The sequence below is a fragment of the Streptomyces sp. NPDC015171 genome, from assembly GCF_043079545.1.
Lineage (GTDB): Bacteria > Actinomycetota > Actinomycetes > Streptomycetales > Streptomycetaceae > Streptomyces.
This window is the reverse complement of record NZ_JBIBUO010000001.1, coordinates 591,993-609,300: the sequence shown is the minus strand read 5'-3', so window position 1 is coordinate 609,300 and position 17,308 is coordinate 591,993. Positions and strand designations below refer to the sequence as shown.

15 protein-coding genes and 1 pseudogene are annotated in these 17,308 nt (G+C 72.6%); 12 read left to right on the top strand and 4 right to left on the bottom strand.

What is annotated here, in order from left to right; translation table 11 throughout:
• The first annotated feature begins 24 nt into the window (after positions 1-24).
• The 4 genes from sbnB (at position 25) to ACF073_RS02820 (ending at position 3,721) form a co-directional block, all read left to right on the top strand.
• On the top strand, positions 25-1,068 hold the full coding sequence (sbnB, locus tag ACF073_RS02835; protein WP_392066257.1) for a 2,3-diaminopropionate biosynthesis protein SbnB: 1,044 nt from the start codon (positions 25-27) through the stop codon (positions 1,066-1,068).
• A 129-nt stretch (positions 1,069-1,197) separates the two neighbouring features.
• Entirely contained in the window at positions 1,198-1,653 is a 456-nt protein-coding gene (locus ACF073_RS02830) for a MaoC family dehydratase (RefSeq protein WP_392066255.1), read from the top strand.
• A 137-nt stretch (positions 1,654-1,790) separates the two neighbouring features.
• On the top strand, positions 1,791-3,113 hold the full coding sequence (locus ACF073_RS02825; protein ID WP_392066253.1) for a histidine kinase: 1,323 nt from the start codon (positions 1,791-1,793) through the stop codon (positions 3,111-3,113).
• Positions 3,077-3,721 carry a LuxR C-terminal-related transcriptional regulator gene (locus tag ACF073_RS02820; RefSeq protein ID WP_392066252.1) on the top strand — a complete coding sequence of 215 codons (645 nt, stop codon included), beginning with the start codon at positions 3,077-3,079 and terminating at the stop codon, positions 3,719-3,721. The genes ACF073_RS02825 and ACF073_RS02820 overlap by 37 nt, the downstream gene beginning before the upstream one ends.
• 36 nt (positions 3,722-3,757) lie before the next feature.
• Here ACF073_RS02820 and ACF073_RS02815 read toward each other — a convergent pair whose 3' ends face one another.
• Together ACF073_RS02815 and ACF073_RS02810 are read right to left on the bottom strand one after the other, a co-directional pair.
• Entirely contained in the window at positions 3,758-4,558 is an 801-nt protein-coding gene (locus tag ACF073_RS02815; RefSeq protein WP_392066250.1) for a hypothetical protein, read from the bottom strand.
• 447 nt (positions 4,559-5,005) lie between these two features.
• On the bottom strand, positions 5,006-5,629 hold the full coding sequence (locus ACF073_RS02810) for a hypothetical protein (RefSeq protein WP_392066248.1): 624 nt from the start codon (positions 5,627-5,629) through the stop codon (positions 5,006-5,008).
• Between the two features lie 241 nt (positions 5,630-5,870).
• Between ACF073_RS02810 and ACF073_RS02805 the strand changes: the two genes are divergently transcribed.
• The 6 genes and pseudogenes from ACF073_RS02805 (at position 5,871) to ACF073_RS02780 (ending at position 12,061) form a co-directional block, all read left to right on the top strand.
• On the top strand, positions 5,871-6,725 hold the full coding sequence (locus ACF073_RS02805; protein WP_392066246.1) for a bifunctional methylenetetrahydrofolate dehydrogenase/methenyltetrahydrofolate cyclohydrolase: 855 nt from the start codon (positions 5,871-5,873) through the stop codon (positions 6,723-6,725).
• Positions 6,715-7,170 (top strand): DUF3017 domain-containing protein, encoded by a 456-nt coding sequence (locus tag ACF073_RS02800; protein WP_392066244.1) that lies wholly within the window; start codon positions 6,715-6,717, stop codon positions 7,168-7,170. The genes ACF073_RS02805 and ACF073_RS02800 overlap by 11 nt, the downstream gene beginning before the upstream one ends.
• A 215-nt stretch (positions 7,171-7,385) precedes the next feature.
• Positions 7,386-8,550 (top strand): annotated as a pseudogene (locus ACF073_RS02795) (sensor histidine kinase).
• Between the two features lie 33 nt (positions 8,551-8,583).
• Positions 8,584-9,258, top strand: coding sequence for a response regulator (locus tag ACF073_RS02790; protein ID WP_392066242.1), 675 nt, complete (start codon positions 8,584-8,586; stop codon positions 9,256-9,258).
• A gap of 137 nt (positions 9,259-9,395) precedes the next feature.
• Positions 9,396-10,664: a DUF2690 domain-containing protein gene (locus ACF073_RS02785; RefSeq protein WP_392066241.1), complete on the top strand. Its 1,269-nt coding sequence runs from the start codon at positions 9,396-9,398 to the stop codon at positions 10,662-10,664.
• 407 nt (positions 10,665-11,071) lie between these two features.
• Positions 11,072-12,061: a malate dehydrogenase gene (locus ACF073_RS02780; RefSeq protein ID WP_392066239.1), complete on the top strand. Its 990-nt coding sequence runs from the start codon at positions 11,072-11,074 to the stop codon at positions 12,059-12,061.
• Between the two features lie 217 nt (positions 12,062-12,278).
• Here ACF073_RS02780 and ACF073_RS02775 read toward each other — a convergent pair whose 3' ends face one another.
• Positions 12,279-13,142, bottom strand: coding sequence for a serine hydrolase domain-containing protein (locus ACF073_RS02775; protein WP_392066237.1), 864 nt, complete (start codon positions 13,140-13,142; stop codon positions 12,279-12,281).
• 22 nt (positions 13,143-13,164) lie between these two features.
• Positions 13,165-14,574 carry an MFS transporter gene (locus tag ACF073_RS02770; protein ID WP_392066235.1) on the bottom strand — a complete coding sequence of 470 codons (1,410 nt, stop codon included), beginning with the start codon at positions 14,572-14,574 and terminating at the stop codon, positions 13,165-13,167.
• A gap of 100 nt (positions 14,575-14,674) precedes the next feature.
• Here ACF073_RS02770 and ACF073_RS02765 point away from each other — a divergent pair, with 100 nt between their 5' ends.
• Positions 14,675-15,592, top strand: coding sequence for a LysR family transcriptional regulator (locus ACF073_RS02765; RefSeq protein ID WP_392066233.1), 918 nt, complete (start codon positions 14,675-14,677; stop codon positions 15,590-15,592).
• Positions 15,593-15,787: 195 nt separating this feature from the next.
• Positions 15,788-17,308, top strand: a complete 1,521-nt coding sequence (locus ACF073_RS02760; RefSeq protein WP_392066231.1) for an aldehyde dehydrogenase family protein — start codon at positions 15,788-15,790, stop codon at positions 17,306-17,308.

The following is a 17,308-nucleotide window of genomic DNA, read 5'->3' as shown; positions in this document are numbered from 1 at the left end:
CGACCTTCCTGGAGCAGTGTTCCCATGACCCCACAGGTGTCCCGGGCCCCGTCCTTCTCCGTGATCCCCGGTGCCCAGGTGCACCAGGTGCTCACCGGGTCCGAGGACGAGGTCGTCGCCACCGTCGAGGCCGCCTACCGGCTGCACGGCGAGGCGCTGACGGTCAACCCCGACTCGTACTTCCTGCGCTTCCCGGACCGGCCGTCCTCGCGGATCATCGCGCTGCCCGCCTCGGTCGGCGGTGACGTGGACGTGCACGGCATCAAGTGGATCTCCAGCTTCCCGGAGAACGTGGCCGGGGGACTGCCGCGCGCCTCGGCCGTCCTCGTCCTCAACGACGCGGCGAACGGGTACCCGTTCGCCTGCCTGGAGTCCTCCATCATCAGCGCCGCGCGCACCGCCGCCTCGGCGGCCCTGGCCGCCGACCGGATCAGCCGGGCGCGCGGCACGCGGCCCACCCGGGTCGGCTTCTTCGGCACCGGCCTGATCGCCCGGTACCTGCACACCTATCTGGCGGCCACCGGGTTCGCGTTCGACGCCATCGGCGTGCACGACCTGTCCGCCGAGCACGCCGAGGGCTTCACCGGCTATCTGCGCCGGGCGGCCGGCGACGGCACGGAGATCACCGTGCACGACAAGGCGGAGGACCTGGTCCGCGCCAGCGACCTCGTCGTCTTCGCCACCGTCGCGGGCGAGCCGCACGTGACCGACCCGCGGTGGTTCGCGCACCATCCGCTGGTGCTGCACGTGTCGCTGCGCGACCTGTCCCCGGAGGTCATCCTCTCCGCGTGGAACGCGGTCGACGACATCGACCACTGCCTGAAGGCGGGCACCTCGCCGCACCTGGCCGAACAGCGCTCCGGGAACCGCGACTTCGTCGCCGGCACCCTGTACGACGTGCTGACCGGCGCGATCACCCCGCCGGCCGACCGTCCGGTGGTCTTCTCGCCGTTCGGCCTCGGCGTGCTCGACCTGGCGGTCGCCAAGTACGTCTACGACCGCGTGCGGGACGCCGACCAGCTGCACACCGTGCCGGGCTTCTTCCACGAGCTGAAGCGGTACGGCTGACCTGGTGCGCGCCGGAGCCGGCCAGGCCCCGGCGCGCGCTGACGAACGGATGACGGCCCGCTGACCGAACGGCCGCGCGCCGGGCGACCGCCTTGTCCGGCCCTTCGGCAGCCGCACAGAATCGACGCCATGAGATCTTTCGCCAGTCTGGACGAGTTCTCCGCCGCCGCCGGCGAACACCTCGGCCACAGTCCGTGGTTGCGGGTGACCCAGGAGCAGGTGGACCAGTTCGCGGGGGCGACCGGCGACGTGCAGTGGATCCACACGGACCCGGAGCGCGCGGCGACCGGGCCGTTCGGCGGCACCATCATGCACGGCTATATGACCCTCGCCCTGCTGCCCGCCATGATGCGCGCCATCTTCGACATCGAGAAGGTCGACATGGGCGTCAACTTCGGCCTGGACAAGGTGCGTTTCCCGCGCCCGGTCCCGGTCGGCTCCCGGGTGCGCGGCGGGGCGAAGCTCAGCGGCGTGCGCCAGACCCCCTCCGGTCATCTGGCCGCCGTCCGCATGACGGTGGAGGTCGAGGGGGAGCCCCGGCCCGTCTGTGTGGCCGACACGCTCTCGCTGTTCGTCGGCCCCTGAACCGAGAGGTCAAGAGGGGGGTTTTTACCACCGATTTCCCCGCCCTGCGGCCACCACAATGAGGGGCGGGCGTTTCGGCCCGCGACAGACGTACGGCACCGCGCACGGCGGAGCAAGGCCAGGAAGGAGCGAGTCGTATGGACGACCGCACGATGCAGCTCGGCGGGATCCGCCCGCCGCAGGCGATCAGGGGATTCTCGGTGTCCGCCGGACTGACGGGCCTGCGCCGGGCGGTGACGCTGTGCTGGATGTCGATGGCGGCCTTTGGCCGTTCGCTCGCTGTGTCCGCCGCGATCACCCTGGTCGGTCCGGGCCTCGGCATGGTGCCGCGCGCCATGGAGGGCGTCCGCAACCTGGCCGCCGAGCAGCGCGGACTCTCCCGGCGCTGGGCGGGCGTGGAGATCCCCGGCCCGCCCGGACCGCTGCCGCCCGCACCCGCCGGCGCCTCCGGTGCCGTCGCCCGCTACCGCTGGATCATGAGCGACCCGCAGACCCGGCGCGAGTACGTCTGGGTGCTCACCGACCCGATCGCCGGCGGATTCCTCGCCTTCTTCCCGCTCGCGCTGATCCTCAGCGGTGTCTGGGGCGTCTTCCTCGCCTTCTTCGGGGTTCCGCTGTCCACCGAGTGGGACGGCCTGTGGTACCAGTTCATCCCGATCGAGGGCCAGGCCACCGCGATCCTCGCCGGCCTCCTCGGCCTGCTCCAGCTGCCGCTGGCCCTGTGGGCGGCCCCGCGCGCGGTCCGCAGGCACGCCCTGTACACCAGGGCGATGCTGGCGCCGAGCGAGAGCGAGATGATGGCCAGCCGGATCCAGCACCTGGCCGCCACCCGCTCCGACGCGGTGGACACGCAGATGGCCGAGATCCGCCGGATCGAGCGCGATCTGCACGACGGCGCCCAGGCCCGGCTCGTGGCCATGGGCATGACCCTGGACGCGGCCGAGCACCTGCTGGAGACCAACCCCGAGGCCGTGCGGGCCCTGCTGATCGAGGCCCGGCAGTCGTCCTCGGCGGCGCTGGAGGAACTGCGCAACCTGGTCCGCGGCATCCACCCGCCGGTCCTCGCCGACCGCGGACTCGCCGACGCCGTACGGGCGTTGGCCATGACCTGCCCGGTGCGCACCGAGGTCCAGGTCGATCTGCCGGGCCGCCCCGAGATGCCCGTGGAGTCCGCCGCCTACTTCGCCATCTCCGAGATCCTCACCAATGTCGCGAAGCACGCGGGCGCCGACCGGGCCTGGATCGACCTTCGTTACGATCGCGGCATGCTCCACATCACCGTGACCGACGACGGCCACGGCGGTGCCGACGCCTCGCGCGGCACCGGCCTGCGGGGCATCGAGCGGCGGCTCGCCACCTTCGACGGTGTGCTGGCCGTGAGCAGTCCGGTCAACGGGCCGACGATGGTGACGATGGAGATCCCGTGCGTATTGTCCTCGCCGAAGACCACTTCCTCCTGAGGGAGGGGCTGATCCGCCTGCTCGCGGCCTACGGCCACGACGTGGTGGCCGCCGTGGACAACGGCACCGATCTGCTCGATGCGCTGAGCCGGGAAGAGCCGGACGTCGCGGTCGTCGACGTCCGGCTCCCGCCGAACTTCACCGACGAGGGCCTGCGCGCCGTCCTGGCCGCCCGCAAGCGCAACCCCGACCTCCCGGTGCTGCTGCTCTCCCAGTACGTCGAACCCCTCTACGCCCGTGAGCTGCTCACCAGCGGCGGCCGGGGCGTCGGCTACATGCTCAAGGACCGCGTCACCAACGGCGCCCAGTTCCTCGACTCCATCGAGCGGGTGGCCGCGGGCGGCACCGCGATGGACCCCGACGTCATCTCCCAGCTGCTGACCCGCAAGGAGCGCGACGAGTCCGTCGGCAGCCTCTCCGGCCGCGAGCGGGAGGTCCTGGAACTCGTCGCCCAGGGCCGCTCCAACGCCGGCATCGCGCAGGCCCTGTTCGTCACCGAGAAGGCCGTCGCCAAGCACATCAGCAACATCTTCACCAAGCTCGGCCTCCTCCCCGGCGACGCCGACAACCGCCGGGTCCTGGCGGTGCTGGCCTATCTGGACCAGTGAGCTCCGCCTGCCGGAACCAGGTCTCAGGCGTAACGCCTAATGGTCATGTCCGGCGGCTATCACCACATCGTAGTAAGTGGCGGACACAGTGAAGCATTCGTAACGGAGGGGGTTGAAGGAACCGAAGGCGTACCTGCAGTTCTGGTAGAGGTTCTTGAAAAAGGCGGCGTCGCACGACTTTTTATGGTCGCCGGGCTTTGCGTAACACATGTCATGCCGGGCGCACGGTCCGCGGAAATCTGCATCCGACCAGAATTCGGGCGCACTGGTGCAGTAGTCGTGCAAGGTGCCCATGCTCGGCTTGTACACGTAGTTGGAAGGAACCGTTACCTTGCCGGATGAGGCTGCAACGATGACATCGTCACCGTCGGCCGCCTGCGGGTCCATGTAGGCTGAATACAGCGGACGCGCGAAACTCACCGGAAATTTGGTCTCGGTCGTGAAGTCCACTGTTTCGACGAGGGTGGAACCCTCGATGCGATAGCTCGCGGAGACCGGCTGGTTGGTGGCATCCCAGGCCACCGGCGAGTCGTAGGCGCCCACGACCTTGCCGTTCTCGTCGGTGACCAGCACATCGCTCGTGATGCCTGTCCCCTGCGGCGCCTTCGCGGGCACCAGCTTCCCGCCCGACGGGGTCACCGTGTCGAATCGGTAGACGTGCGATGAGGTTGCATCCTTGACGGAGGCTATCCCCGGATCATCCACATGTGCTTCGTCCGCGTGCGCCGGAGCCGAAGCGAACATGCCGATCGCTGTCGTTGCCGAAAGGAGCGCAGTGCCGAGAAATGCTGCTGCGCGTATGGAGTACGAGTGAGTACTCATTTTCTTATTTCTCATGAACTTTCCCCGAGTATGGCTCGGCGGCTCCTGGTCGGGGAGCCGCGTACACATGCATGCCCCGTGAGCGGTCGCATGCCGTGTCGGGGACATAGGTACACGCATCGCACCTCGTAGCGCAAGCGATCTTGAGGGGGGAGAGGGAGTGGCCAGTAGTGGAATTAAGCATTCCGGCCGAGCGGATGGTTGGATGGGTGAGGAAGAGTGCAAAAAAAGCCGTGCATCCTCGATGCGCGGCTTTCGCGGCGTGCGGAAATTCACTTCTTTGCGGAAATGGCGCTTGCAGCCTTGTCGTGTCAGCCCTGGGCGACTTACCCGGACCGGGTTTCTGGCCGTCATCGTCTTCCTGGGCCGGTGAGCGCGGTCGCCGGCCCAGGAAAAGGCGCAGGGCAGGGTCCCGTCCGTCCGGACGGGACCCTGCCCTGAAGTGTTCGGAGTCCTGACGCCTCAGTACCGGGGTCGGTTGAACCAGGCCGAACCGGACGGGGCGATCATCGCCGCCGCCATCACACCGCCGAAGCCGATCCACAGCAGGGACCACACCAGCGCGGCGCTGGAGCCGGCGTTGGCCGCGCCGATGAGGATCAGGACGCCGAAGAGGGCACCCAGGAGGCCGTAGACCATGGTGGTGACCCGTACGCCCTGACCGCCCTTGGAGAACTTCACGCCCAAGGTGATCGACAGGGCGGAGAGGCCGAGGAAGAGCAGCGCGATGACGGCGACGATGCCGGCGCCGTCATGCCCGATGTCGGCGAAGCCGTTGCTGCCGAAGGTGTCCTCGCTCGCGTTGGACGCGTCGTTGAGCGTCGCGGCGCCGAGCAGGGCGAATATCCCGATGAGGACCTGCGCGCCCGCCACGATGTAGAGCAGGACCCGCGCGGTGGTCACCAGACCGGGCATCGTCTGGGGCAGCGCGTTGGCGGCCGGGTAACCGGGGTACGCCGGCTGCTGGGGATACCCCGGAACCTGCGGAGGCGCACCCGGCGGGGTCTGCTGGGGATAGCCGTACTGGGGAGCGGCAGCCTGCTGCTGCGGCGGGCCGTAAGGGTTGTTCGGGTCGCCAAAGCTCATGGCGGATTTCCTCCGTTGCGTTGCTTAAGTGCGGGGACGACGCGCGGCACGGTTCGGAGGAGAGTTCTACAGATGCGGTCCGTCCCCCCGGCACTGCCCGCGGCACTGTGTGCTCATCGTTCTTTAGACGGCTCTTACTTGTCCAGCCGGATACGTCAGGTGTTGTGCAAGTGCAACATCACTGATCATGCTGTGACACCCGGATTGGAACCGGGGCCGGGTCATCCGCGAGGATGGGACCATGACCGCCCAGATTCTCGATGGCAAGGCCACCGCAGCCGCGATCAAGTCCGATCTGACCGCCCGCGTGGCGGCGCTGAAGGAGAAGGGCGTCACGCCCGGCCTCGGCACGATCCTGGTCGGGGACGACCCCGGCAGCCAGAAGTACGTCGCGGGCAAGCACCGCGACTGCGCCCAGGTGGGCATCGCCTCCATCCAGCGGGAGCTGCCGGCCACGGCCACCCAGGAGGAGATCGAGGCCGTCGTCCGCGAGCTGAACGAGGACCCGGCCTGCACCGGCTACATCGTCCAGCTGCCGCTGCCCAGGGGCATCGACGAGAACCGCGTCCTGGAGCTGATGGACCCGGACAAGGACGCCGACGGCCTGCACCCGATGAACCTCGGCCGCCTGGTCCTGAACGAGCCGGCCCCGCTGCCCTGCACCCCCAACGGCATCATCACCCTGCTGCGCGCCCACGGCGTGGAGATCAAGGGCGCCGAGGTCGTCGTCGTCGGCCGCGGTGTCACCATCGGCCGCCCGATGCCGCTGCTGCTCACCCGGCGCAGCGAGAACGCCACCGTCACCCAGTGCCACACCGGCACCCGTGACCTCTCCGCCCACCTGAAGCGGGCCGACATCATCATCGCGGCGGCCGGCTCGGCCCACCTGGTCCGTCCGGAGGACGTGAAGCCGGGCGCGGCCGTCCTGGACGTCGGTGTCTCCCGCAGCGCCGAGGGCAAGATCGTCGGCGACGTCGACCCGGCCGTGGCCGAGGTGGCCGGCTGGATCTCCCCGAACCCCGGCGGTGTGGGCCCGATGACCCGGGCGCAGCTGCTGGTCAACGTGGTCGAGGCGGCGGAGCGCAGTGTCGGCTGAGGGCGCCCGCGCGGGGGCCCTCACCCGCGATTCCGAGCACGCGGGGGAGCGCCGGCGGCCCACCCGCCGCTTCCCGAGGATCACCCGGGACACCGCACGGCCCGAGGGCGGCGGCCGGGCGGCGCCCGGTGACGCCCCGGCACCCGCCCGGCAGTGGCCCCTGCTCGCCGTGCTGTCGACGGTCGCGCTCGGCCTGCTGCTGACCGCGCTCGGCGTCTTCCGCTACGGCACCCTGCTGATCGGCGCGGCCCTGCTGGCCGGGGCGGTCATACGCTGGATACTGCCCGGCGTCGGCATGCTCGCCGTCCGCTCCCGCTTCACGGACATCGCCACCTACGGAGTCCTCGGGCTGACGATCACCCTGCTGGCGATGACGGCCCAGCCGAACCCCTGGCTGCAGATCCCGTTCCTGAAGGGCATCCTGCACTTCACACTCGCCAAGTAGCGCACACGGTACGACCGGTGGCCCGCGCCTCCCCCGGGGACGCGGGCCACCGCCGTATCCCCCGCCCCGACGCTACGGCCGCGCGTAGCGCACCGCCTCCGTCCATGGACCGAACCGCTCTACGACCATGGATGGGTGCCGTCCGCACGCTGCAACTTCCGCGGTACGGCCGTTGGTTGACTCCGGTGCCCGGCCGTGCGGGCTACCCTGCGGCGATGCGACCGAGGACCCCCCGCCCGATTGTCGTGGACCCATTGATCGCGGTGGCCATGTGCGTGGTGGCCCTCCTGCTCGGGCGGGAGTCCCGCTCCCAGGGTTGGCCGGAACTCGACGCCCGTGCCGCTGTCCTGGTCGCCCTCGCCCACCTCCCGGTCGCCCTGCGCGGCCGGTACCCCCGCGCCGTCTTCGCCGCCGTCCTGGCCGCCGCCGTCGGCTACGTCAGCCTCGGCTACTGGCCGGTGGTGTGCACGTTCGGCCCCCTGCTCGCCCTGTACACCGTGGCCGCCGCCCGCTCGCTGTGCACCGCCCTCGCCGCGGCCTGCTGCCTGGCCGCCCGTCTACGCCGGTGTGGTCAGCCGCACCCCTTCCATGGCGTCCGTCCTCGGCCAGGCGCTGCTGTACTGCTCGGTGCTCGTCTGGTTCGGGCAGCTGGCCCGCCGCAGCGCCGAACTCACCCGGCGCCTGCGCGCCGAGCAGGCCGAACGGGCCCGGCGCGCGGTCGCCGAGGAACGCGGGCGCATCGCGCGCGAACTGCACGACGTGGTCGCCCACCACATGTCGGTGATCTCCGTGCAGGCCGGACTCGCCCGGTTCGTCTTCGCCTCCGACCCCGGCACGGCGCGCGGCGCGCTCGGCACCATCGCGGACACCAGCGCCGAGGGCCTGGAGGAGCTGCGCCGCATGCTCCAGGTGCTGCGCGAGGAGGACCCCGAGGCCCCCGAGCGCGCGCCCATGCCCACCCTGGCCCGGCTCGGCGAACTCGTCGGCCGGATCCGGGCCGGTGGCCTGCCCGTGGACCTCGCCGTCGAGGGCGCCCCCCGCCCGCTGCCGCCCGGCGTCGAACTGTGCGCCTACCGCGTCGTCCAGGAGGCGCTCACCAACGCCCTCAAGCACGCAGGACCCGCTCGCGCGCGCGTGGAACTCCGGTACGGCCCCCATGAGCTGACCGTGCGGGTCACCGACGACGGCGAGGGTGCGGATCCGGCCAGAGTGCCGGCGCGCGGCGGACACGGCTTGATCGGTATGCGCGAACGGGCCAAGCTCTACGGCGGGTCGGTCGCGGCCGGCCCGCGCTCCGAGGGCGGCTTCGAGGTCCGGCTGACGCTGCCGGCCACGGCCGCGGCACGCGGCCGCGGGGGCTCGCCGGAGGCGGAGCGGTGACGGGGACGCGGGGCGGGGGGACGGGCGTACGGGATGACCAGAGTGCTCGTCGTGGACGACCAGTTCCTCATCCGCGCCGGACTCGTCGGCCTGCTGGAGGCCGCGCCCGGCTTCGAGGTGGCGGGCGAGGCGGGGGACGGCGAGGAGGCCGTGCGGCTCGCCGCCGAGACCCGCCCCGACGTCGTCCTCATGGACATCCGGATGCCCGGCGTCAACGGCATCGAGGCCACCGCCCGCATCCTCGCCCAGGCCCCCGACCGCCCGCCCCGCGTGCTGGTGCTGACCACCTTCGACCTGGACGAGTACGTGTACGGGGCGCTGCGGGCCGGCGCCTCCGGGTTCCTGCTGAAGGACTCCGGGCCCGAACGGCTGCTGGCGGCGGTCACCGCGGTCGACGGCGGCGACGCCCTCTTCGCGCCCAGCGTCACCCGGCGCCTGGTGGAGGCCTTCGCCCGGCAGCAGGCCCCGCGGGCCGCGGCCGGCGGCCCGCGCCCGCCCGACCTCGGCGTGCTCACCTCCCGCGAGGCGGAGGTCCTCAAGCTCACCGCGCGCGGCCTGTCCAACCTGGAGATCGCCGACCGCCTCTACATCAGCGAGGCCACCGTCAAGACCCATCTGAACCGGACCATGACCAAGCTCGGCCTGGGCAGCCGGGCGCAGGCGGTGGTGCTGGCGTACGAGACGGGACTGGTGACCCCCGGCGGCTGACCCCCGGCAGCCGCGCGCCGCCCCCGCGCGCGTGCACCCCGCCCCGGGAACTGGGATCCTTGGTCAGCGCATCTCTGCGGGTGGCCGGGCCCGCGCGCGCGAACGACAGCACGACCGGGGGGAAGTGGGGGAAGACCATGCCTCGTTGGAAAGCCTTGCCGGAGGATCTGGAACCGCAGATCACGGAATTCACCGGCCGGCTGCGGGGACTCGTGGACAGCAGTGGCCTGAGCATCGCGGTCCTGGCCGACCGCACCGGCTACAGCAAGCTGTCCTGGGAGCGGTACCTGGACGGCCGGCTGCTCGCGCCCAAGGGCGCGGTCATCGCGCTCGCCGAGGCCACCGGCACCCACCCGGGCCATCTGACCACCCTGTGGGAGCTGGCCGAACGCGCCTGGAGCCGGGCGGAGATGCGGCATGACACGACGATGGACGCCCTGCGCGTCTCCGAGGCCCGCGCCGCGCTGGGGGAGGGGCGGGCCGGGGGACCGGACGCCCGCAAGGGGGCCGGGGGGACCGCCGTACCGGGGATCGCCGGGCCCGCCGGTGTGTCGCCGACGATCCCGGCCCAGCCGTCGGACCCGGAGTCCGGCGCCCGCGACGGCGCCGCGCCCGGCCCGGCGGACGGCGGTGACGCGTCGGCGGGCCGGAACTCCTGGGGCCTCGCCGGTTACCGGGGCCCGTCGCAGGCGAGCGCCCGCCCGGGCGGCACCCGGCGCCCGGACGGCCCGCCGGCCCCCGCGGGCCCGCCCGGCACCCCGTCCGCCCCGTCCGGCACCCCGTCCGGCACTCCGTCCGTCCCGTCCGGCACCGCCCCGTCCGGCCCCGCAGGTCCCGCGGCCCCGGCCGGTGCGCCCGGCACCCCCGGCCCCCAGCCCGAGGTCCCGGCGCCAGGAGCCCGGTGGTCCGCGCGCCGCCAGCAGGTGACGATGTTCCTCGCCGGCCTGATCGGCGTCCTGGTCCTCATCGGCGGCGTCCTCTTCTTCACGCACCGGGGCGGCGTCGGCCACCAGGGCGAGGGCGCCGCCAAGTCGCCGTCCCCGTCGGCCTCCGCGCGGACGAGCCCGCCGCCCGGGGTCAAGTGCGCCGGCTCCGCCTGCGTCGGCAAGGACGCCGAGACCATGGGGTGCAGCGGCGACCTGGTGACCACCGCCAAGACCGCCACCGTCGGCACCACCACCCTGGAGGTCCGCTACAGCAGAGCCTGCGGCACGGCCTGGGGCCGGATCACCAACGGCGCACCGGGCGACACCGTCGAGGTCTCCGCGGGCAAGGAGCGGCAGACGGGCGACATCACCGCCGCCGGGGACACCATCGGCTACACCCCGATGGTCGTCGTGCGGAAACCGGCCGAGGCCCGGGCCTGCGCCACGCTCGCCTCCGGCCTGACCGGCTGCACGAAGTGACGCGGCGGAGGGCGACGACGGGCCGTACGGCCCGCGTCGGAGCCCTCTGCCGCACGCCGGAGGAGAGGGAATTTCCGCGGCGGCGCGCATAGCCGGCCGGATCCTGGGCACGCGAACGATACCCCCACGGGATTCCGGCACGCCGGTCACCCCAGGGCGGCCGTCCCCGTCCTTCCCCCCGGACGCCGGGACGGCCGCCTCCCTCCCCCCTTTCCGCGGCTCTCCGGCGACCCCGCGCGCGCCGATACGTCCCCGCTGATCCCCTTGTGGGGTGAGCCACACGGCCCCGGACGTCTCGCATCGCGGATGCGCGATAGCCTGACCGCTGGATCTCTCTTGACGCCAAGAGATCGATCATCCGCCCGGGGCAGGGACGCCCCACCGCCAGCTGTCATACGGAGAACGCCATGACCCGCACTCCCGTGAACGTCACCGTCACCGGCGCGGCCGGCCAGATCGGTTACGCCCTGCTCTTCCGCATCGCCTCCGGCCAGCTGCTCGGCGCGGACGTGCCGGTCAAGCTGCGCCTGCTGGAGATCACCCCGGCGCTCAAGGCCGCCGAGGGCACCGCCATGGAGCTGGACGACTGCGCGTTCCCGCTGCTCCAGGGCATCGAGATCACCGACGACCCGAACGTCGCCTTCGACGGCGCCAACGTAGCCCTCCTGGTCGGCGCCCGCCCGCGCACCAAGGGCATGGAGCGCGGTGACCTGCTGGAGGCCAACGGCGGCATCTTCAAGCCGCAGGGCAAGGCCATCAACGACCACGCGGCGGACGACATCAAGGTCCTGGTCGTCGGCAACCCGGCCAACACCAACGCCCTGATCGCCCAGGCCGCCGCGCCGGACGTGCCGGCCGAGCGCTTCACCGCGATGACCCGCCTCGACCACAACCGCGCGCTGACCCAGCTCGCGAAGAAGACGGGCTCGACGGTCGCCGACATCAAGCGCCTGACCATCTGGGGCAACCACTCCGCCACCCAGTACCCGGACATCTTCCACGCCACGGTCGCCGGCAAGAACGCCGCCGAGGTCGTCAACGACGAGAAGTGGCTCGCCGAGGACTTCATCCCGACCGTCGCCAAGCGCGGTGCCGCGATCATCGAGGCCCGTGGCGCCTCGTCGGCCGCCTCCGCCGCCAACGCCGCCATCGACCACGTCCACACGTGGGTCAACGGCACCGCCGACGGCGACTGGACCTCCATGGGCATCCCGTCGGACGGCTCCTACGGCGTCCCGGAGGGCCTGATCTCCTCCTTCCCCGTCACCACCAAGGACGGCAAGTACGAGATCGTCCAGGGCCTGGACATCAACGACTTCTCCCGCGCCCGCATCGACGCCTCCGTCCAGGAGCTGGCGGAGGAGCGCGACGCGGTCCGCGGTCTCGGCCTCATCTGATCCGGCGCGGTGCGACCCCGGCGGACGGTGCGCTATAGTTGATCACGCACCGGCCGCCGGAAAACCCGGCACCAGGTGATGCGTTGGTGGTCCAAGGAAAGACGCCCCACTTCCTGTGGGGAGATGCAGGTGCAAGGCCTGCCCGGCGCTCCAGTCACAAAGGTCCCCTCCCGTGGAAACGGGAGGGGACCTTTGTCGTGCCCGGCCCTACGGTCCGTCACTTCTCCCGTCCGAGCAGTTCGATCGCGGCCTCGTCGGTGCGCTCCGGCCGCCCGTTCAGCCGGTGGAGCACCACCCAGCGCCCGTCCGCCGTCGCACCGGCGAACACGGAAGCGTCCCGGGTGGCGCCGTTGTGCCAGCGCAGCTGCCCCGCCGTCTGCCAGCTGACGGACGGTTCGCCGAGGCGCCGCTCCACCAGCAGCCGGACGACGAGACCGGCGACGGCACGCGGCGTCGCCCACAGGCCGCCCGCCGGGAGGATCGCCCCGTCCATCGTCCAGGGCCTGCGCCGCACGCCCGGCAGCAGGCCCGGCGCCGTCAGCCGCCGCGCGGCGGACGGGCGGACGCTCACCTCGGTGATGTCCGCCGGCCGCAGCACGTACGTCTCCAGCAGCTCCTCGTAGGCGGCGCCGCCCGCGGCGGCGAGGGCCGCGCCGAGGACGGCGTACCCGAGGTTGGAGTACTCCTCGTCGCCCGGCGGGCGCACGGCGACCGTGTCCAGGCCGCGCACCAGCCGCAGCAACTCCGCCGGGCCGAAGGCCGCGTACGGATCGCGGCCGTGCAGGCCCGCCGGCAGCCGGGGGAGCCCCGAGGTGTGCCGGGCCAGGTTCAGCAGGGTGATGCCGGTGCCGGGCGGCGCCGGCAGCCACCGTTCGACGGGGTCGTCGAGGCCGAGCACGCCCGCCTGCGCCATCCGGGAGAGCACCGTGCCGGTCAGCGCCTTGGTGAGGGAGCCGATCTGGACGTACCGGTCCACCGCGTGTCCGCCGGTCACCCGGGGCGGGCCCGCGTCGGTGAACACACAGGTCGGGGTGCGGCGCACGGAGGGGTCCTCTCGGTCGGGGCCTGCAGTCTGCGCCATCGGCGGTCACCCGGCGACGTGTTCAGGCCACCGGTTCCTCGGCCGCCGCCGTCGCGCCGGCGGCGGCCCGGGCCGCCCGCGCCGGGCTGCCGGAGCGCCGGTGGCCGGCCACCACCAGGGCCGTCGCCGCCAGGACCGTGGTGCCCACCACCCGCAGCGCGGGGCCCATGCCGTCCGCGAAGTCCGCGTGGCCCGCCAGGGCGGTGCCGGCGACGGCGACACCGAGGGCGGCGCCGATCTCGCGCGCCGAGGTGCCGAGACCGGAGCCGAGGCCCGCCCGGTGCGACGGGAGGGACATGACCACCCCGAGGGTGAGCGCGGGCATGGCCAGGCCGGTGCCCGCCGAGATGACCAGCAGCCAGCAGGCGTACAGCGCGTAGGGCGTGTGGGCGTCGGCCGTGGACGCGGCCAGCAGGCCGAGGCCGATCAGCGCGAGCCCCGTGCCGATCACCGGACGCGGACGGGCCGACCAGCGGGCGGCGAACTTCGGGACCAGGGCCATGCCGACGATCAGCGGCACGATCGCGAACCCGGTCAGCGCCGGCCCGAAGCCCTTGACCTCCTGGAGGTACTGCGAGTTGACGAAGAACAGGGCGAACAGGCCGAAGAATCCGGTCGCAAGGCCCAGCGTGTTCGCGCGCAGCCCGGCCGAGCGGAAGACGCGCGGGTCGAACAGCGGGGCCCGGGAGCGCCGGGCGTGCACGGTGAAGGCGGCGATCAGCAGGGCGCCGGTGCCGAACGCGGTGAGGATGCGCGCCGAGGTCCAGCCGTGGCCGGGGCCCTCGATGATGCCGAACAGCACCGCGACCAGGCCCGCGGTGAGCAGCAGGGTGCCGACCGGGTCCGGGCTGCCGAGCCGGGAGCGCTCCGTGCGCGGGGTGGTCACCGCCACCACGGCGGCGAGGACGGCGGCCAGCGGCACCATCGCGGCGAACAGCGCCCGCCAGGTCAGGAACTGGCCGACCAGGCCGCCGCCCAGATTGCCGGCCAGTCCGCCCAGGCCCATGGCCAGCGTCCAGGACGCCATCGCCTGGGCTCGGCGCTCGGGTCCGGCGAGCTGCACCAGGATCGACATGGTGGCCGGGGTGATCAGCGCGGCCCCGGCGCCGGACAGGCCCCGGCCCGCGATCAGCAGGGCCGGACCGGGGGCGAGCGCGCTGGTGGCGGCGCCCGCGGCGAACAGGGCGAGGCCGGTGAGCAGGGCGCCCTTGCGGCCGTAGCGGTCGCCGAGCGCGCCGGCCGGGATCAGCAGGCCCGCGAAGACGATGACGTAGGCGTCGACCGTCCACAGGACCTGGGTGTGCGAGGGGTGCAGGGCGGAGGCGGTCAGTTGCGGTATCAGCAGGTTGATCGCGGCGACCATGCTCTGCGCGACCAGGACGCAGGCGCACAGCGCGAGCAGGGTGGAACGTTTCAGGGCGTGCGCGGGCACGGCTCCTCCCGGGAGCTGGTGGGTGGTGGGGGATGCGCTCTCACCGTAGGGTCGGCACCGACCTGTCTTCCAGTGCAACCTTTGCAAGGAATACCTGCGTATGACGCAATCCACGGGCCTGGACCTGAATCTGCTGGTCGCGCTGGACGTGCTGCTGGAGGAGCAGAGCGTGCGGGGGGCCGCCCGGCGGCTGCATCTGTCCGAACCGGCCATGAGCCGCACGCTCGGCCGGATCCGCAAGGCGCTCGGCGACCCGGTGCTGGTCCGGGCCGGCCGGCGGCTGGTGCCGACCCCGCACGCGCTGGCCGTGCGCGCCGAGGTGAGCGCGGTGGTGGAGCGGGCCAGGGCGCTGTTCGCGCCCGGCCGGGACACCGACCTGCGCACGGTGACCCGCACCTTCACGATCCTCGGCCACGACGCGACCGCCGCCACCCACGGCGCGGCCCTCTTCGCCCGCGCCGCCCGCGAGGCCCCCGGCATCCGGCTGCGCTTTCTCGGCGAGAGCCATGTCGACGCCCCCTTCCTGCGCCAGGGCACCGCCGACCTGGAGGTCGGGGTGATCGACTCGGACGCGCCCGAGGTGCGGGTGGAGACGGTGTGCGAGGACCGCATGCTGGGGGCCGTGCGGGCCGGGCACCCGCTGCTCGACGGCGAGGTGACGCCCGAGCGGTTCGCCGGGGAGGCCGCACATCTGATCGTCTCCCGGCGCGGCAGGGTGCGCGGTCCGATCGACGACGCCCTCGCCGGCCTCGGTCTCGAGCGCCGGGTGGTGGCTACCGTCGGCACCTATCTGGCCTCGCTCTTCGTGCTGCGCGAGACCGATCTGATCGGGCTGATCAACCGGGCGGGCCGGGAGCTGGCCGTCACCCTCGGCCTGGTCCCCTTCGAGATCCCGCTGCCGCTGCCCGCGATACGGCTGGGCTTCGCCTGGCACCCGCGTCACGACGCCGATCCGGCACACGCCTGGCTGCGCGGCTGCGTCCGGGAGCTGATGCTCCAAGGGGCGGAACCCACCTGATCGGCCCAAGGTGTCCGATCATGCCTGGTCAGTGCCTCTTTTAGTCCGTTTTCGACCGTCTTTTCAGTGATGCGGCGCACTTTCGGTCGCTGATTGCGCATGCGATCCGCCCGGCGGGGCAGGCGGTCGCGGTCCCGGATTGTGACACGACTGTGACACAGGGGTACGGATCAGGAACGGAAGGCAATACCGATCATGGCGGACAGAACGGAACGACAGGCCGAGGCGACCATCCACGCCGGCGGCGAATGGCTGACGGCGATCTCCGGCGCGACCCGGGAGATCCTCGACCCCGCGGACGCCCGGCCGTTCGCCGTGGTCGCCGAGGGCGACGAGAAGGACACCGAGCGCGCGATCGCCGCCGCCCGGCGGGCCTTCGACGACGGCCCCTGGCCGCGCACCCCGGTCGCCGAGCGCGCCGCCCTGCTGCGCCGCGTCGCCGACCTCCTCGTCCGCGACCGCGAGACGCTCGGCCTGCTGGAGAGCCGGGACGCGGGCAAGACCGCCGAGGAGGGCCGCGTCGACATCGACTGCGTCGCCGACGCCTTCCGTTACTTCGCCGACCTGGTCGCCGCCGAGGCCCCGGGCCGGGTGGTCGACGCGGGCTCGCCCGACATCCACAGCGTGGTCGTGCACGAGCCGGTCGGCGTCTGCGCGCTGATCACCCCCTGGAACTACCCGCTGCTCCAGGCCAGCTGGAAGATCGCCCCGGCGCTCGCCGCCGGCAACACCTTCGTGATCAAGCCCAGCGAGATCACCCCGCTGACCACGATCGCGCTGATCGACCTGCTGGCCGAGGCCGGCCTGCCCGCCGGCGTGGCCAACATCGTCACCGGCCCCGGCCACACGGTCGGCGCCCGGCTCGCCGACCACCCCGACGTCGACCTGGTCTCCTTCACCGGCGGCCTGGTCAGCGGCACCAAGGTCGCCCAGGCCGCCGCGCCCACCGTCAAGAAGGTCGCCCTCGAACTCGGCGGCAAGAACCCCAACGTCGTCTTCGCCGACGCCTGCGCCACCGAGGAGGGCTTCGACACCGCCGTGGACCAGGCCCTCAACGCGGCCTTCATCCACAGCGGCCAGGTCTGCTCGGCCGGCGCCCGCCTCATCGTCGAGGAGTCCGTCCGCGAGCGCTTCGTCGCCGAACTCGCCCGCCGCGCCCAGCGGATCAGGCTCGGCCGCGGCACCGCCCCCGGCGTCGAGTGCGGCCCGCTCGTCTCCGCCCAGCAGCGCGAGAAGGTCGAGGGGTACGTCGCCTCCGCGCTGGCCGAGGGCGCCGTGCTGCGCTGCGGCGGCAAGCGGCCCGCACCCGACGAGAGCCGCCCGGAATCCGGCTACTTCTACGAGCCGACCGTTCTCGACGCCTGCCACCGCGGGATGAGGGTCGTCCGCGAGGAGGTCTTCGGACCCGTCCTCACCGTCGAGACCTTCACCACCGAGGAGGAGGCCGTCCGCCTCGCCAACGACACCGAGTACGGCCTCGCCGGCGGTGTCTGGAGCGCGGACGTCGCCAAGGCCCGCCGGGTCGCGGCCCGGCTGCGCCACGGCACCGTCTGGATCAACGACTTCCACCCCTACCTGCCGCAGGCGGAGTGGGGCGGCTTCGGCAGGAGCGGCACCGGCCGCGAGCTGGGACCCGCGGGACTCGCCGAGTACCGCGAGACCAAGCACGTCTACCAGAACCTGGCGCCGAAGCCCGTGCGCTGGTTCGCCGGCTGA

Excerpts from the sequence above, each read along its gene's own strand:
- sbnB (WP_392066257.1), top strand. The coding sequence starts at position 25 with ATGACCCCACAGGTGTCCCGGGCCCCGTCCTTCTCCGTGATCCCCGGT.
- ACF073_RS02830 (WP_392066255.1), top strand. The coding sequence starts at position 1,198 with ATGAGATCTTTCGCCAGTCTGGACGAGTTCTCCGCCGCCGCCGGCGAA.
- ACF073_RS02825 (WP_392066253.1), top strand. The coding sequence starts at position 1,791 with ATGGACGACCGCACGATGCAGCTCGGCGGGATCCGCCCGCCGCAGGCG.
- ACF073_RS02815 (WP_392066250.1), bottom strand. The coding sequence starts at position 4,558 with ATGAGAAATAAGAAAATGAGTACTCACTCGTACTCCATACGCGCAGCA.
- ACF073_RS02810 (WP_392066248.1), bottom strand. The coding sequence starts at position 5,629 with ATGAGCTTTGGCGACCCGAACAACCCTTACGGCCCGCCGCAGCAGCAG.
- ACF073_RS02805 (WP_392066246.1), top strand. The coding sequence starts at position 5,871 with ATGACCGCCCAGATTCTCGATGGCAAGGCCACCGCAGCCGCGATCAAG.
- ACF073_RS02790 (WP_392066242.1), top strand. The coding sequence starts at position 8,584 with ATGACCAGAGTGCTCGTCGTGGACGACCAGTTCCTCATCCGCGCCGGA.
- ACF073_RS02785 (WP_392066241.1), top strand. The coding sequence starts at position 9,396 with ATGCCTCGTTGGAAAGCCTTGCCGGAGGATCTGGAACCGCAGATCACG.
- ACF073_RS02780 (WP_392066239.1), top strand. The coding sequence starts at position 11,072 with ATGACCCGCACTCCCGTGAACGTCACCGTCACCGGCGCGGCCGGCCAG.
- ACF073_RS02775 (WP_392066237.1), bottom strand. The coding sequence starts at position 13,142 with ATGGCGCAGACTGCAGGCCCCGACCGAGAGGACCCCTCCGTGCGCCGC.
- ACF073_RS02765 (WP_392066233.1), top strand. The coding sequence starts at position 14,675 with ATGACGCAATCCACGGGCCTGGACCTGAATCTGCTGGTCGCGCTGGAC.
- ACF073_RS02760 (WP_392066231.1), top strand. The coding sequence starts at position 15,788 with ATGGCGGACAGAACGGAACGACAGGCCGAGGCGACCATCCACGCCGGC.